The following is a 14,603-nucleotide window of genomic DNA, read 5'->3' on the forward strand; positions in this document are numbered from 1 at the left end:
GACGTTGTACGGTCCCCGCCATGATGCCGCGCCTGCTCGTGACCTCGCTGCTCGTACTGGGGCTCGCCGCCTGCGGGTCCACGTCTGACACCACGCAGACGTCCACGCCCCCGTCGTCCGACCTGGGCTCGGTCAAGAAGGACGACGCGCTCGCCGCGCTGGTGCCGCCCGCGATCGCGTCGGCCGGCACGCTCAAGGTCGGGTCGAACATCCAGAACCCGCCGAACAACTTCTACGACCAGGACGGGAAGACGCCACTGGGGTCGGAGGTCGACCTGATCAAGGCGATCGCCGCCAAGCTCGGGCTCAAGGCCGAGCACAGCGACATGGCGTTCAGCTCCCTGATCACCAGCCTGGAGACCGGCCGCGTCGACGTGACGATGGCCGCGATGAACGACACCGCCGAACGCCAGCAGAAGATCGACTTCGTCGACTACTTCACCTCCGGCATCACGATCATGGTGCAGAAGGGCAACCCGCAGGGCGTCAAGGGACCCGACGACCTGTGCGGCAAGGGCATCGCCGTCAACCTCGGCAGCTCGCAGGAGCAGTTCGGCAAGGAGCAGAGCCAGAAGTGCGTCGCCGCGGGCAAGCCCGAGGTGCAGCTCAGCGTCACCGACAGCGACACCGGCAACCAGAACCAGCTGCGCACCGGCCGCGTCGCCGCGATCCTCAACGACCTGCCGACCGCCGTCTACGTCGCGAAGACCGCGGGCGACGGCCAGTACTTCGAGGTCGTGCCGCTCGCGCCGATCAACGGCGGCCCGTACGGCATCGGCGTGAACAAGCAGAACGCCAAGCTGTCCGAGGCGATCAAGGGCGCACTGCAGTCGCTGATCGACGACGGCACCTACGCCAAGATCCTCACCACCTGGGACATCAAGCAGGGTGCGATCACCAAGGCCGCGATCAATGGCAAGTGATCTCCAGTCCAGTGATGTTCGGCAGCACCTGGAGGTAGTGCCGCTGCGCCACCCCTGGCGGTGGTTCAGCGGCGCGGTGATCCTGCTGGTCATCGCGGGTCTCGGCTGGGCGATGGCCGAGGCGCAGATCCAGTGGGAGGACGTGCCGGGGTTCTTCACGCACCCGGTGATGCTCGAAGGCCTGCTCAACACCATCGTGCTCGCCGTGGTCGCGCAGGGCGGCGCGATCGTGCTCGGCGTGATCATCGCGTTGATGCGGCTGTCGGCGAACCCGGTCGCGCGGTGGTTCGCCGTCGGCTACATCTGGCTGTTCCGCGGGCTGCCGGTGCTGCTGCAGATCCTGATCTGGTTCAACCTCGCGCTGGTGTTCAAGAACATCAGCATCCCGATGCTGTTCTCGGTGCCCACCAACGTGGTCATGACCGCGTTCGTCGCGGCGTTGCTGGGTCTCGGCCTGAACGAGAGCGCCTACATGGCCGAGATCGTCCGCGCGGGCCTGAGCAGCGTCGACCCCGGCCAGACCGAGGCGGCCAAGTCGATCGGCATGACGCCGTTGACCACGCTGCGGCGAGTCGTGCTGCCGCAGGCGATGCGCGTGATCATCCCGCCGACCGGCAACAACTTCATCAACATGATCAAGGGCACCTCGATGGCGTCGGTGATCGCCTTCCTGGAGCTCATCCACGCCGCGAACAACATCTCCTCGCGCAACCTGGAGATCATGGAAACCCTGTTCGCCGCCGCGGCCTGGTACCTCGTGATGGTGTCCCTCGCGTCGGTCGGGCAGCACTACCTGGAGCGTGCTTATGGCCCTCGTTGAGGCGGTTGGGGTCCGCAAGTCGTTCGGTCACACCGAAGTGCTGCGCGGCATCGACCTGACCGTGGACCGCGGCGAGGTCGTCTGCCTGCTCGGACCGTCCGGTGCGGGCAAATCGACCTTCCTGCGGTGCGTGAACCACCTGGAGACCATCGACGCCGGCCGGATCTGGGTCGACGGCGTGCCGGTCGGGTTCCGTTCAGCCGGCGGAAAGCTGTATGAGCTGCGAGAACGCGAAGTCGCTGCGCAGCGCCGTGACGTCGGGATGGTGTTCCAGCGGTTCAACCTCTTCCCGCACCGCACGGCGTTGGAGAACGTCATGGAGGGCCCGGTCCAGGTGCTGGGCCGGGGTCGCGCCGAGGTGCGCGCGGAGGCGCTGGCGCTGCTGGAACGGGTGGGGCTGGCGGAGAAGGCTTCGGCCTATCCCGCGCAGCTGTCCGGCGGGCAGCAGCAGCGTGTTGCGATCGCGCGCGCTCTGGCGATGAAGCCCAAGCTGATGCTGTTCGACGAGCCCACGTCCGCGTTGGACCCGGAGCTGGTCGGCGAGGTGCTCGACGTGATGACCTCGCTGGCCCGCGACGGCATGACGATGATCGTGGTCACTCACGAGATCGGCTTCGCCCGCTCGGTCGCCGACCGCGTGGTGTTCCTCGTCGACGGCGCCGTGGTGGAGAGCGGCACGCCGTCCGACGTGCTGGACAATCCGCAGCAACCGCGCACGCAACAGTTCCTCGCAAAGGTGCTCTAAGTTGATCGACGCCTCGTACCTCGCCCAGTTCCGCGAACCGGAGGGGTACCTCGACTTCGCCCGCTTCGGCCCGCCGTCGCTCCCGGTGGTGGCGGCCACCTCACGCCTGATGGAACAGGCCTCTCTAGCCGGTCCATCCACAGTGGACACGCTGATGCGCGAGGAACAACGGGTGAAGGCCGCCGTCGCGCGGCTGACCCGCTCGGACACCGACCACGTCGCGCTGGTCCCGAACACCTCGATCGGCCTGTTCCAGGCGGCCTTCGGGTTGTCCGGCACGGTCATGTACTCGGCGTCGGAGTTCCCGTCCAACACCTATCCGTGGGTGCGGGCCGGACTGCCTTCCGTGGTTCTGAACGGCCCGGTGGTGCCCGCGGCGGTCGCGGTCGGCCTGACCGACGAGGTTTCCGCGTTGTCGGTGTCCGCTGTGGACTTCCGCTCCGGTTATCGCGCGGATCTGGCGGCGTTGCGCGAGGTCATCGGTGACCGGTTGCTGATCGTGGACGGCATCCAGGGTTTCGGCGTGGTCGACGAACCGTGGGAGCTGGCCGACGTGCTGGTCGTCGGCGGCCAGAAGTGGTTGCGGGCCGGGTGGAGCACCGGTTTCGTGGTGCTGTCGGACCGCGCCCTGGAACGATTGTCGCCTGTTCTATCGGGTTGGACCGGCGCCGTGGACGCGGGCCTGTTCGACAACGCGGTGCACGACGCGGCTCCGGACGCCGCCTCCTGGAACATCACGAACCTCTCGCCGGTCGTGTCCGGAGCCTTCGCGGAGGCGCTGGAACTGGTCGAGGTCGCCGGGGTTCCCGCGCTCGATGCCGCGGTTTCTTCGGTGGTTTCGGAGCTGGAGGAGATCGTGCTGTCGTGCGGCGGCAGGATCGTGTCCGCCCGTGAACGCCGGGGCGGGATCTTGGCGTTCACGATGCCCGAGGCCGCTTCGGTGGTCGGGGAGGCGTTGAACGGCTTCGGCATCGCGGCCACCGTGCGCCCCGAGCACGTCCGGTTGTCGCCGCATGCCACCACTTCGCGCGGCACGTTGGAACGCGTGCGGGCCGCCTTGAAGTCGCTGTCCAGCTCGACGGTTTCCCCGGTGCCGGCGGCGTTGTCGGCTCTGGTGCCGACGGTGGACTCGTTGGCGTCGGCCTTGGGACCGGACACCGAGGTCGTGGTCCACGACCTGTCGCGGCTGCCGAACTCGATCATCGCTATCGCCGGGTCGTTGACGGGGAGGCAGGTGGGCGGGCCGATGACCGACCTGTTGCTGGGGTTGGTGCGGCGCGGGACGACCACCGACATGCCCGGCTATGAGACCTATGCGCCGGACGGGCGGGCGATCTGGTCGTCCACGACGTTCGTGCGCGATGCGGCCGGGGTTGCCGTCGGGTGCCTGTGCGTCAACAAGCTGGCGGCACACGAGGCTTCCGGGCCCGTCGAGTCGTTTCCGCAGGACGTGGACACGCTGCAGCGGGTGTTGGTGGAGAAGGCGATCGCTGACGTGGGCGTGCCTGTCGATCTGATGAAGAAGGTGCACAAGTCTCAGGTCGTGCGGGTGCTGGACGAGGCCGGGTTCTTCCTCATCCGCGACTCGGTCGACCACTTGGCGGGCGTCCTGGAGGTCACCCGCTACACGATCTACAACTACCTCAACGAGAACCGGGGAACCTGACCGCTTCCAAGGAGCATGCCCGCACCCCCGCTGTTGCTCATGGCGTCTGCAAGTACCACCAACTCAAGATCATCCAGCGCTTTTCTACTACCAACTCACCGGCCGCCGTGGTGGCCGGTTCGTGGCAGCGGGTCAGTTGGGTGTAGTTAGCGGCGATTGGATCATGAGTTGGCGGTACTTGCAGACGCCAACAGGGCCATCCTCGGTCACTGCTTTGCGAGGAATACGAGTAGCTGTTGCCAGGCGGGGGACGAGAACGCGAGGACGTCGCCGCTCGCGTTCTTCGAGTCCCGCACCAGTGCGTCGTGGGTCAGCGACACCTCGACGCAGTTGCCGTCCTCCGCTCCGCCGCTGTAGCTGCTCTTACGCCAGGTGCGGTCCTGAGTCATCGAGTCCCTCTCGCGGTGGGCTGACGTACTCCGCCAGCTTGCTCCGCGATTGTTCCGCACTCAAGGCGACCTCATCCAGGCGGTCGAAGAAGAGCCTGGTGCGTGCGATGGCGCCTGGATCTTCGACGAAGACGTTCGCGAGATTTGTTTCGCTGAAGACGAGTGACCGCGCCTTGTGGAAATCCCAGAGCACGAAGCCGGAGGCGACGATGGGCGCGTCGTTGGGCACGATCCGGATGGTGTGCGTGTTGAACAGCAGACGGGCGTACTGGTCCTCCATGATCTCGGCGTTGCCCACCTGCAACTGGAGGGCATGCTCATGGATGTAAAACACGCAAGTCGGCCGATTGTGTCGGCGCAAGATCGCCTGACGCTCGATCCGGTACTGGACGAGGTTCGGGATGCGTTCTTCAGCCACGAGTCCGGTCATCCGGTAGATGCCATCGGCGTACTCGGGTGACTGCGTCAGGCCGGGCAGGGCCAGCACGTCGTAACTCGTGATCGTGACGGCGGTCGCCTCGGCCATTGCCATCGTGCGGAGGTTGCCGGAGACCTGCACCCGGTACTCGTCGAACGCGTACTGGTAGCGGCGCTTGAAGTCGTTGACGAAGTCGATGTCCTTGCCGCACATGGACAAGTACTGGATGAGGTCGATCTCGCTGGCGCGCGCCTTGCCGTGCTCTACAGTTGAGACCTTGCTCGGGTCCCAGCCCAGCTTGTCGGCGAGTTGGTGGCCCTTCAGCCCGGTGCAGGTCTCCCGTAGGCGCCGGAGCTCGTCGCCCAGGTCCCTGCTGTACGCGGTGGATGGAGTCATAAGCCGACGCTATGACTTGTATCCAATCCATGAAGCCGCTCGTTCGGGTGAAAACAGTTTCCCGGACCGGTTCGCGTTCCGGTTGAGCTCAGAACCTTTCCTGAAACTTTCGTCTTCCTTCGTTGCCATCTCCGCTTTACCGTTCCAGGTGTGAGAGCGCTCTCAAAGGTGAGATGGCGGCGTGGACTTGCCGCCGTAGCGATTGCCCTGTCGTCATTGGCGACGGTCGGGGCTGCCCAGGCAGCCGACGACTACACGCAGAACGTGACCGCGATCGACGCGACTCAAGCCCGGATCAACTTCACGCCGACGACCCCTGCCCTGTACGTCGACGTGCACTACCTGATCACCGGCACGCCGCAGCAGAACTTCCGGATGACCAACAACGCCGGGACCTGGCAGAAGACCGTCGGGTCGCTGTCGGCCGGCACGGTGATCGACTACTGGTTCACCTACGAGAAGAGCGGGCCGCAGTACGACACGCCGCACTTCAGCTACGCCCACAACAGTGCGCCGCAACCGGTCGCGACGCCGACGTTCAGCCCGCCGGGTGGCACGTACGCGGCGGCGCAGACCGTGACGATCTCGACCGCCACGTCCGGCGCGACGATCCGCTACACGGTTGACGGTTCGACGCCGACCACCAGTTCGCCGGTCTACAGCGGGCCGATTTCGGTTCCCAGCAACAGGACCATCAACGCCATTGGCATCAAGTCCGGCCAGCCGAACTCCGCGGTGGGGTCAGCGTCCTACGTGATCGGCACGCCGGTCGCCACGCCGACGTTCAGTCCGCCGGGTGGTGCGTACGCGGCGGCACAGACCGTGACGATCTCGACCGCCACGTCCGGCGCGACGATCCGGTACACAGTGGACGGTTCGACGCCGACGGCCAGTTCGCCGGTGTACAGCGGGCCGATCTCCGTGCCCAGCAGCCGAACCGTGAATGCCATCGGCATCAAGTCCGGGCTGGCGAACTCGGCCGTGGCCAGCGCGACCTACACGATCGGCACGCAGCCGGGGTGCACGCAGCCCGACAACCCGAACTTCGGGCCGAACACGCGCGTCTTCGACCCAAGCATGTCGGCGCAGAGCATCCAGGCGCAGCTCGACACCGACTTCAACAACCAGAAGGACACGCTGACCGCGCAGATGGCGCCCCGTCGGGTCGCGCACCTGTTCAAGCCGGGTACCTACAACGTGCACGACGACGTCGGCTTCTACACGTCGGTCTCGGGCCTCGGGAAGAACCCCGGTGACGTCGTGATCAACGGTGACATCACCGTGGACGCGTTCAACGAGTCGGACAAGGGCGTTGCGCTGCAGAACTTCTGGCGTTCGGCCGAGAACATGGCGGTCAACCCGAGCAGCGGCACCAACCGCTGGGCGGTCGCGCAGGCCGCGCCGTTCCGTCGGATGGACATCCGGGGCAACCTGGCGCTCTACCCGGCAAGTTACGGGTTCGCGTCCGGTGGCTACACGGCTGATACCCGTGTGTCCGGCCAGACTGCGTCCATCTCGCAGCAGCAGTGGTACACGCGCGATTCCAACTACAGCAGTTGGGACGGCGGCGTGTGGAACATGGTGTTCTCCGGGACTCCGGGCGCACCCGCGAACACGTTCCCGAGCCCGCCGGAGACGACCCTCGCGACCACGCCGGTCTCTCGTGACGTGCCTTACCTGTACTTCGAGAACGGCGCGTACCGGGTGTTCCTGCCTTCCTTGCGCACCAACGCTTCTGGCGCGTCGTGGATCAACGGCGGTACGCCCGGCACGTCGTTGTCGATGAACCAGTTCTACGTCGTGAAGGCCGGCGACACCGCCGCCACGATCAACGCGGCGCTGGGCCAGGGCTGCAACCTGTTCTTCACGCCCGGCATCTACAACGTCAACCAGACGATCAACATCACCCGGCCGAACACCGTCGTGCTGGGTATCGGGTACGCGACGATCGTGCCGCAGAACGGTGTCACCGCGATGCAGGTCGCGGACGTCGACGGCGTGCGGATCAAGGGCATCCTGTTCGACGCGGGCACGACGCTGTCGAACTCGCTGCTGACCGTGGGACCGTCCGGCTCGTCGGCGTCGCACGCGGCGAACCCGACGACGTTGCAGGACGTGTTCTTCCGGGTCGGCGGGGCGGTGGCGGGCAAGGCGACCAACAGCCTGGTCGTCAACAGCAACAACACGATCATCGACCACACCTGGATCTGGCGCGCCGACCACGGCAACGCCGGTACCTGGGGCTGGAACGAGGCGATCGGTGACACCGGTCTGGTCGTGAACGGCAACGACGTGCTGGCCACCGGGTTGTTCGTCGAGCACTACCAGAAGTACCAGGTGATCTGGAACGGCGAGCGCGGGCGGACGATCTTCTTCCAGAACGAGATGCCGTACGACGTGCCGGACCAGGCGTCCTGGAACAGGCCGAACGGGCAGGCCGGGTACGCGGCCTACAAGGTCGGCGACAGCGTCACCACGCACGAGGCGTGGGGGCTCGGCAGCTACTGCTTCTTCAACGTCAATCCGTCGGTGCGGGCCGAGAACGCGTTCGAGGTGCCCAACCGGTCCGGCGTGAGGATGCACAACCTGCTCACCGTGTCGCTCAACTACCAGGGAACGATCACCCACGTCGTGAACAACGTGGGTGGGGTGACGCCGCCGGGCACGGTGCCGGTGAACGTCGTCAGTTACCCGTAGTAGCACCCGAATGACGGCCCGTCGGCGATGCCGGCGGGCCCGATTTCGTTTCGAGGGCGTCGCATTGCATGATGCGTGACATGTCGATCGAGCGGGGCGCCGAGTTCGCCGAGTTCTGGGCCGAGCGGCACCTGTGCACGCTGTCCACCGTGCGTCCGGATGGGACTCCACACGTCGTGCCGGTCGGAGTGACGCTCGACCAGGAGAACGGCATCGCGCGGATCATCACGCACGGCGCGTCGTGGAAGGTCAAGCACGTGCGCAAGGCCGGGTACGCGGCTGTGTGTCAGGTGGACGGTCGGCGCTGGTCCACGTTGGAGGGGCCCGCGGTCATTCTCGACGACGCGGAATCCGTCGACGAGGCCGTGCGGCGGTATGCGCTTCGCTACAAGCAGCCTCGGGTGAACCCGGAGCGCGTGGTGATCGAGATCCGGGTGAAGCGTGTCACCGGAACCGTCTGACCGCGCTGACGTCACCGTCGTCGGCATCGGTGCCGACGGGTGGGACGGGCTGTCGCCCGCCGCGCAACAGGCTGTGCGCGGCGCGAAGGTGCTGATGGGCTCGCGGCGGCAGCTTGAACTGGTGCCCGGCGAGTTCGAACGGGTCGCGTGGCCCTCGCCGCTGGTGCCGGCGTTGCCCGCGTTGTTCGAGAAGTACCGCGACGTGTGCGTGCTGGCGTCCGGCGATCCCATGTTCCATGGAATTGGCACGACATTGGTCCGTTTCCTGGGTTCGCGGGTTACCGTGATCCCGTACCCCTCGTCGGTGTCGCTGGCCTGTGCGCGGCTCGGATGGGCGTTGAACGAGGTCGAGGTCGTGTCGCTGGTCGGGCGCTCGCCGGACCTGCTGCGGCCCGCGCTGACGCCGGGACGCCGGGTGCTCGTGCTGGGCGGTGATCCGGCGGTCGTGGCCGGGATCGCCGGGCCGATCACCGTGCTGGAGCAGTTGGGTGGGCCCGCCGAGCGGGTCTACCAGTGGTCCGGGGAAGTTTGGGACCCGCTGTGCGTCATCGCGATCGAGAGCACCGGGAGCGCGTACTCGCGGGTGCCGGGGTTGCCGGACGACGCTTACGAGACCGATGGCCAGCTGACGAAGCGTGAGGTGCGGGCGATTTCGCTGTCGACACTGGGGCCGTTGCCGGGCCAGCTGTTGTGGGACGTCGGGTCCGGGTCGGGTTCGATCGCGATCGAGTGGTCGCGGACGCATCCGACGTGCCGGGCGATCGCGGTGGAGCAGTCCGCCGAGAGGGCTGAGCGGATCGTGCGGAACGCTGCTTCCCTGGGCGTTCCCGGTGTCGAGGTCCACATCGGACGCGCGCCGGAGGCGTTGGAGGGACTGGAGAAGCCCGACGCGATCTTCGTCGGCGGCGGGCTGACCGTGCCGGGCCTGATGCAGACGTGCTGGGACGCCCTGGGCGCCGGTGGGCGGCTGGTGGTGAACGCCGTGACGCTGGAGTCCGAGGCCGTGGTGGCGCAGTGGTACGCGAAGGTCGGCGGTGACCTGGTGCGGATCTCGGTCAGCCGGGGTTCGCCGGTCGGCAAGTTCACCGGATGGCGGCCGCACATGCCCGTGACGACGTGGAGCGTGACCAAGTGACTGTGCATTTCATCGGCGCTGGTCCGGGGGCCGCCGACCTGATCACGGTGCGGGGGCGGGACCTGATCGCCGCGTCGCCGGTGTGCCTGTACGCGGGTGCGCTGGTGCCGGTGGAGCTGCTGGACTTCTGCCCGGACGGGGCGCGCAAGGTCGACACCGCCGAGCTGACGCTGGACGAGATCATCGGTGAGCTCGTCGCCGCTGAAGAACAGGGCTTGGACGTGGCGCGGCTGCACTCCGGGGACCCGGCGGTGTTCAGCGCGATGGCCGAGCAGATGCGCCGGTTGGACGCGTTGGGCATCGCTTACGACGTGACGCCGGGCGTGCCGGCGTTCGCGGCCGCGGCGGCGTCGTTGCAGCGGGAGCTGACGGTGCCGGGCGTGGGCCAGACGGTGATCCTCACGCGGACGTCGCAGCGCGCCACGCCGATGCCTCCCGGCGAGGACCTGGACACGTTGGGGCGCTCGCACGCGACGTTGGTCCTGCACCTGGCTGTGCAGCGGATTTCCGAGGTCGTGGCGGAGCTGGTGCCGAACTACGGCGTGGACTGCCCGGTCGCGGTGGTCGCGTACGCCTCGCGTGCTGACGAGATCGTGCTGCGCGGGACGTTGGACGACATCGCGGCGCAGGTTTCCGCGGCCGGGATCAAGCGGACCGCGGTGATCATCGTGGGGTCTGTGCTGGGTGCGACGCAGTTCCCGGACAGTCACCTGTACTCGGCGACGCGCGTTCGATGATTCTGATCCTCGGCGGGACGAGGGAGGCGCGGGAGCTGGCTGCTCGCGTTCCTCACGTCGTTTCGTCGTTGGCCGGGCGGGTGAGCGCGCCCAGGCTGCCGGTCGGTGAGGTGCGGATCGGTGGGTTCGGCGGGGTCCACGGGCTGGCGCAGTGGTTGCGGGACAACAGGGTTGATGCCGTCGTCGATGCCACGCATCCGTTCGCCCGGCAGATCACCGCGAACGCTTTCGAGGCCTGTGCGCGGGTCGGGGTGCCGTTTTTGATCCTGCGCCGGCCCGGGTTCACGCCGGTCGACGGGTGGCAGTGGGTGGACAGCGTGGCCGAGGCGGCGAGGAATCTGCCTGGCTCGCGAGTGTTCCTCACGACCGGGCGGCAGGACCTGGCGGAGTTCGCCGACTGTCCGCAGTGGTTCCTGGCGCGGATGGTCGAACCGCCGGCACCGCCCATGCCGCAACGGATCGAGGTGCTGCTGTCGCGCGGTCCGTTCACTGTGGACGGTGAGCTTTCGCTGATGCGGTACCACCGGGTCGATGTGCTGGTGACCAAGGACAGCGGTGGGTCGATGACGTCGGCCAAGCTGGAGGCCGCGCGGCAGCTCGGTGTTCCGGTCGTGATCGTGCGCAGGCCACCGCTGCCGCCCGCCGAGGTGGTGCAGACGGTGGAGGACGTGCTGCGCTGGCCTGGACTCGCCGGAACCGGAAGGTCAGGACTGCTCGGGTAACTCGATCCGGTTCGGTGCGGCCTGCACCAGGATGACGTATTCCACGGGGCTGGACGCTACCGCGGGGGTGGACATCAGTGCTGTGGCGACGAGTGCCACGACCGCGCTTGCGGCAACTGCGACCTTCATCTGCATCTCCTCGGGCTCACACAGTCAGATCTGCATCAAACCCGAGGACGGGCGCCACGTCTGCCCGCTGAGTGGTGGCAGGTTCCTCAGGACGGATAGCGGCGCGGCGTGAACACCACGCCCGTGTCCGTCACGATGGTCTGCGACGAGCCGATGATCAGCAGGCAGCGCATGTCGATCGTGTCCGGGTCGAGGTCTTTCAACGTCCCGACGCGGATTTCCTCCTCGGGACCGCCGACGTCACGGCCGACTACGACCGGGGTATCCGGGGCGCGGTGCTGGAGCAGCAGGTCGCGCATCTGGCGGACCTGGTGCGTGCGGGCCTTGGACGCCGGGTTGTAGATCGCGATCACCAGGTCGGCCCTGGCGGTGGCGGTCAGGCGTTCGGCGATGACGTCCCACGGCTTGAGCCTGTCGCTCAGCGAGATCACCGCGTAGTCGTGGCCGAGTGGAGCGCCTGCCTTGGCCGCCACGGCGTTCGCCGCGGTGACGCCGGGGATGACCCGCACCGGGACGTCGCCTGCTTCCGCCGCGACCTCCAGGACGGCGGTGGCCATCGCGAAGACGCCGGGGTCGCCCGACGACACGACCGCGACCCGCTTGCCCTTGCGCGCCAGGTCCAGGGCGAAGGCGGCGCGTTCCGACTCGACCTGGTTGTGGGAGGCGTGCTTGGTCTGGCCGGGCCGGTCGGGGACGCGGTTGAGGTAGGTGGAGTAGCCGACCAGTTCGTCGGCGGCCTCGAGTTCCTGGCGGGCTTCCGGGGTGAGCCAGGTGCGCGCGCCGGGGCCGAGGCCGATGACCACGACCTCGCCCTTCTTCGGGGTGGGCTTGGAGTGACTGGGCAGCAGGGCCAGCGAGAAGTATGGGACGTCGTCGGGGTTGACGTCGGCCAGCGGTGAGATCTTCTGGCGGCCCGTGGTGGCACGCTCGACGTACCAGGCGCCGTCGAGCCGGCCGGACGTTTCGAGGGCTTCGCGGACGTTGCCGAAAGTGCGGCCCAGCTTCAGGATCGCGGCCGAGTCGGTGTCGGCGAGGCGGGTCGCGAGCTCGGCGGGCGGCAGGGTGCCGGGCAGGATGGTGAGGACCTCGTCGCGTTCCACCAGCGGGGTGCCCAACACTGCTGAGGCACCGCTGACGCTCGTCACGCCGGGGACGACTTCCCATTCGTAGCGGTCGGCGAGCCGCTTGTGCATGTGCATGTAGGAGCCGTAGAAGAACGGGTCGCCCGCCGCGAGGACGACGACGTCGCGGCCGGCGTCGAGGTGCGCGGCGAGCTTGGCCGCGGCCTCCTCGTAGAACGCGTCGATCTCGCCCTGGTAGTCGTCCGTGTCCTCGGTGGTGACCGGGTAGACGAGCTGTTCCATGATCTGCGGCTTTGGGTCATCTTGGCTGCGGAAGTAGGGCTCCGCAATGGTCTTCGCGACTGACCTGCCGTGCCGGGCGCTGTGGAAAGCCACCACGTCGGCTTCCCTGATGAGGCGCGCGGCCTTGACCGTCACGAGTTCGGGGTCGCCGGGACCCAGGCCGACGCCGTAGAGCTTGCCCGTCACTCTTCTTCGCTCGCAATCGCGTTGATGGCCGCTGCCGTCATGGCGCTCCCGCCGCGCCGGCCGTGCACCACGAGGTGCTCCAGATCCGTTGCGGCCAAAGCTTCTTTGGACTCCTGCGCGCCGATGAACCCGACCGGGATGCCCAGCACCGCGGCGGGCCGCGGGGCTCCTTGTGCGATCAGGTCGATCAGGTGGAACAGCGCGGTGGGGGCGTTGCCGATCGCGATCACGGCCCCTTCGAAGCGGTCCGTGAGGAGTTCGAGGGCGGCGGCGCTGCGGGTGTTGCCGATGGTTTTGGCCAGCTCGGGCGTGCGCGGATCCTGCAGGTAGCAAAGGACTTCGTTGTCCTTCGGCAGCCGGCGGCGGGTGACGCCGGACGCGACCATGTTGGCGTCGCAGAGGATCGGCGCGCCTGCCTGGAGCGCGGCGCGGGCGTTGCGGACGACGCCGGGGGAGAAGCCGACGTCTGCGGGCAGGTCGGTCATCCCGCACGCGTGGATCATGCGGACGACGACTTTCGCGACGTCGTCGGGGAACCTGGTGAGGTCCGACTCCGCGCGGATGGTGGCGAAGGACTGGCGGTAGATCTCCGCGCCGTCCTTGATGTACTGCGTCACCTGATCTCCTCGTAGCCGTCGCCGGTCGCGACGAACTCGATCACATCGCCGGCCGGACGACCACAGCGGCGTGAGCAACCCGACCAGTGCACGGGGCGCCGAATCGATTCCGACTGGCGGGCCCCCTGGGGGGATCGGGTCCCCACTCCTATCGTCTCAGGCAGGTCTGACAATTCCTGGCGGCCGAGCCATTCGCGCACGTCAGCACGCACATCGGAGAGCGACTTCGCGCAGCCTGGGCGGCCGGTGCAGGCGCTGACGCCGTGCCACGGCGAGTCCGGGGCCGTGATCAGGCCGGAGACGTCGGCGCCGGCGGGCACGACCAGGCCGCGCCACGGGGTCAGCCGCAGTGGGACGCCGGGCAGCTGGTGGGCGTCGAGCCGGCCGAGTGGGACGCCGGGAGTCGTCGGGGAAGGTGCGACAGGCGTCACAGCCGGGGTGAACAAAGCGTCGGACGAGACCCCGAAGTGCTCGGTGATCTTTCGCACACCGTCGTCCACTTCGGACAGGCGCCAGGCGGTTCCACGCATCTGCTGGAACAGGCGGGCGGCCGTGACAACAGCGTCGACAGGGTCGGAAACACGCACGCCTGTATCGGTTCCGGCGAGCAGGAGCACGTCGTCGACCATGCCGAAGTCGCCGCCCAGCCCGCTCACCGACGCGCCGACCGTCACCAGGAAACGCCCTGGTAGCAAGGCCAGCGAGGGGTCCGCGCACAGCGCCATGTCGATCTCGTCCACCAGCGCCTGGTTGTCCTCCAACGGCGCCGCGATGATGTTGCGGACGCGTTCGTGGGTGGCAGACGGCAGCAGGCCCGCCGCGGCCAGCCGCGTGCCCAGCTCGACGCCGTCCGCGACCCCTCTGAGCTGGAGGTTCGCCCGCGAGGTCAGCTCGATGACGCCGGACCCCAACTCGAGTGCCGCCAGTCGCACGACGTCCCACTGAGCAGCGGAAAGAGTGCCGCCCGGCACCCGGATGCGCGCCAGGCCGCCGTCGGCCGCGGCGTGCAGCTCGACGGCGCCGGGGCAGGCGTCCGGGTGACTACGCATAGGTCGGACTGTAACCCGCCGGTTAGGGTGAGCCCGAACGACGAAGCGCAGGAGGAAGCCGGTGTGAATCCGGCGCGGTCCCGCCACTGTGACCAGCGAACACGCTGGGAGTCAGGAACTCCGCTTCCGAGTCACCCGCACTTTGGGGC

15 protein-coding genes and 1 riboswitch are annotated in these 14,603 nt (G+C 67.8%); of the genes, 9 read left to right on the forward strand and 6 right to left on the reverse strand.

Annotated elements, in window-relative coordinates; genetic code table 11:
- Nucleotides 1-20: 20 nt before the first annotated feature.
- From B0F77_RS23390 to B0F77_RS23405, 4 genes are read left to right on the forward strand one after another with little or no spacing between them, the layout of a single operon-like run.
- Nucleotides 21-923 (forward strand): ABC transporter substrate-binding protein, encoded by a 903-nt coding sequence (locus B0F77_RS23390; protein ID WP_086665102.1) that lies wholly within the window; start codon nucleotides 21-23, stop codon nucleotides 921-923.
- On the forward strand, nucleotides 913-1,743 hold the full coding sequence (locus tag B0F77_RS23395) for an amino acid ABC transporter permease (RefSeq protein ID WP_086665103.1): 831 nt from the start codon (nucleotides 913-915) through the stop codon (nucleotides 1,741-1,743). The genes B0F77_RS23390 and B0F77_RS23395 overlap by 11 nt, the downstream gene beginning before the upstream one ends.
- Nucleotides 1,730-2,488, forward strand: coding sequence for an amino acid ABC transporter ATP-binding protein (locus B0F77_RS23400; protein ID WP_211293959.1), 759 nt, complete (start codon nucleotides 1,730-1,732; stop codon nucleotides 2,486-2,488). The genes B0F77_RS23395 and B0F77_RS23400 overlap by 14 nt, the downstream gene beginning before the upstream one ends.
- Before the next feature lies 1 nt (nucleotide 2,489).
- Nucleotides 2,490-4,154 carry a PAS domain-containing protein gene (locus B0F77_RS23405; RefSeq protein ID WP_086665105.1) on the forward strand — a complete coding sequence of 555 codons (1,665 nt, stop codon included), beginning with the start codon at nucleotides 2,490-2,492 and terminating at the stop codon, nucleotides 4,152-4,154.
- 206 nt (nucleotides 4,155-4,360) lie between these two features.
- Here the strand turns inward: B0F77_RS23405 and B0F77_RS23410 are convergent, their stop codons facing one another.
- Complete coding sequence (locus B0F77_RS23410; protein WP_086665106.1) at nucleotides 4,361-4,543, reverse strand: DUF397 domain-containing protein; 183 nt, start codon at nucleotides 4,541-4,543, stop codon at nucleotides 4,361-4,363.
- The gene (locus tag B0F77_RS23415) at nucleotides 4,518-5,357 is read right to left on the reverse strand and encodes a helix-turn-helix domain-containing protein (protein WP_086665107.1); all 840 of its coding nucleotides are present in this window, start codon (nucleotides 5,355-5,357) and stop codon (nucleotides 4,518-4,520) included. Before B0F77_RS23415 ends, B0F77_RS23410 begins: the two co-directional genes overlap by 26 nt.
- A gap of 264 nt (nucleotides 5,358-5,621) precedes the next feature.
- Between B0F77_RS23415 and B0F77_RS23420 the strand changes: the two genes are divergently transcribed.
- The 5 genes from B0F77_RS23420 (at nucleotide 5,622) to B0F77_RS23440 (ending at nucleotide 11,109) form a co-directional block, all read left to right on the forward strand.
- Nucleotides 5,622-8,054, forward strand: coding sequence for a chitobiase/beta-hexosaminidase C-terminal domain-containing protein (locus B0F77_RS23420; protein WP_425435708.1), 2,433 nt, complete (start codon nucleotides 5,622-5,624; stop codon nucleotides 8,052-8,054).
- A gap of 68 nt (nucleotides 8,055-8,122) precedes the next feature.
- Nucleotides 8,123-8,515, forward strand: coding sequence for a PPOX class F420-dependent oxidoreductase (locus B0F77_RS23425; RefSeq protein ID WP_086665108.1), 393 nt, complete (start codon nucleotides 8,123-8,125; stop codon nucleotides 8,513-8,515).
- Nucleotides 8,496-9,650 (forward strand): precorrin-6y C5,15-methyltransferase (decarboxylating) subunit CbiE, encoded by a 1,155-nt coding sequence (gene cbiE, locus B0F77_RS23430; RefSeq protein WP_245848575.1) that lies wholly within the window; start codon nucleotides 8,496-8,498, stop codon nucleotides 9,648-9,650. The genes B0F77_RS23425 and cbiE overlap by 20 nt, the downstream gene beginning before the upstream one ends.
- Nucleotides 9,647-10,387 (forward strand): precorrin-4 C(11)-methyltransferase, encoded by a 741-nt coding sequence (cobM, locus tag B0F77_RS23435; RefSeq protein ID WP_086665109.1) that lies wholly within the window; start codon nucleotides 9,647-9,649, stop codon nucleotides 10,385-10,387. Before cbiE ends, cobM begins: the two co-directional genes overlap by 4 nt.
- Nucleotides 10,384-11,109 (forward strand): cobalt-precorrin-6A reductase, encoded by a 726-nt coding sequence (locus B0F77_RS23440; RefSeq protein WP_086665110.1) that lies wholly within the window; start codon nucleotides 10,384-10,386, stop codon nucleotides 11,107-11,109. The genes cobM and B0F77_RS23440 overlap by 4 nt, the downstream gene beginning before the upstream one ends.
- Here the strand turns inward: B0F77_RS23440 and B0F77_RS48050 are convergent.
- From B0F77_RS48050 to B0F77_RS23460, 4 genes are all read right to left on the reverse strand, one after another.
- Nucleotides 11,092-11,238: a hypothetical protein gene (locus tag B0F77_RS48050; protein ID WP_158102799.1), complete on the reverse strand. Its 147-nt coding sequence runs from the start codon at nucleotides 11,236-11,238 to the stop codon at nucleotides 11,092-11,094. The genes B0F77_RS23440 and B0F77_RS48050 overlap by 18 nt on opposite strands.
- An 86-nt stretch (nucleotides 11,239-11,324) precedes the next feature.
- A complete protein-coding gene (locus B0F77_RS23450) occupies nucleotides 11,325-12,788 on the reverse strand; it encodes a precorrin-2 C(20)-methyltransferase (RefSeq protein WP_086665112.1) in 1,464 nt (487 codons plus the stop codon).
- Nucleotides 12,785-13,405 (reverse strand): precorrin-8X methylmutase, encoded by a 621-nt coding sequence (locus tag B0F77_RS23455; protein ID WP_086665113.1) that lies wholly within the window; start codon nucleotides 13,403-13,405, stop codon nucleotides 12,785-12,787. Before B0F77_RS23455 ends, B0F77_RS23450 begins: the two co-directional genes overlap by 4 nt.
- Nucleotides 13,402-14,454: a hypothetical protein gene (locus B0F77_RS23460; RefSeq protein ID WP_086665114.1), complete on the reverse strand. Its 1,053-nt coding sequence runs from the start codon at nucleotides 14,452-14,454 to the stop codon at nucleotides 13,402-13,404. The genes B0F77_RS23455 and B0F77_RS23460 overlap by 4 nt, the downstream gene beginning before the upstream one ends.
- Nucleotides 14,455-14,465: 11 nt before the next feature.
- Nucleotides 14,466-14,595, forward strand: a riboswitch (cobalamin riboswitch).
- Nucleotides 14,596-14,603 lie beyond the last annotated feature (8 nt).

This window comes from Lentzea kentuckyensis, assembly GCF_002150765.1.
GTDB classification, from domain to species: Bacteria; Actinomycetota; Actinomycetes; order Mycobacteriales; family Pseudonocardiaceae; genus Lentzea; species Lentzea kentuckyensis.